Annotated in this window: 2 tRNA genes; both read left to right on the top strand. The window is 47.5% G+C overall.

Going from position 1 to position 463, the window contains the following annotated elements:
• Positions 1 to 99: 99 nt before the first annotated feature.
• A tRNA-Ile gene (locus ACM6I6_RS26190) sits at positions 100 to 176 on the top strand.
• 29 nt (positions 177 to 205) lie between these two features.
• Positions 206 to 281 (top strand) — tRNA-Ala (locus ACM6I6_RS26195).
• Positions 282 to 463 lie beyond the last annotated feature (182 nt).

A 463-nucleotide genomic window follows, 5' to 3' on the forward strand; every position in this document is an offset into this window, starting at 1 on the left:
AAAAGAAGCAGCCTGAAGGGTTGTAGCTTTGTTGGTTGGAGCGCACTCCATGCTCTGTGGTTAAGAGCGGGGTGAGGTCGGCCTTAGCAGCTCGAAATTGGGTCTGTAGCTCAGTTGGTTAGAGCGCACCCCTGATAAGGGTGAGGTCGGCAGTTCGAATCTGCCCAGACCCACCAATTTTGTGTGGGAAACCTGTAGAAAATACGGGGCCATAGCTCAGCTGGGAGAGCGCCTGCCTTGCACGCAGGAGGTCAACGGTTCGATCCCGTTTGGCTCCACCACTACTGCTTCTGATTGTATAAAGCTTAGAAATGAGCATTCCATCAAGACGATGATGAATGTTGATTTCTAGTCTTTGACTAGTTCGTTCTTTAAAAATTTGGGTATGTGATAGAAAGATAGACTGAACGTTACTTTCACTGGTAACGGATCAGGCTAAGGTAAAAATTGTGAGTTGCTCTTT

The sequence above is a fragment of the Pseudomonas sp. IT-P218 genome (assembly GCF_949767605.1).
In the GTDB taxonomy this organism is placed as follows: Bacteria; Pseudomonadota; Gammaproteobacteria; order Pseudomonadales; family Pseudomonadaceae; genus Aquipseudomonas; species Aquipseudomonas putida_AE.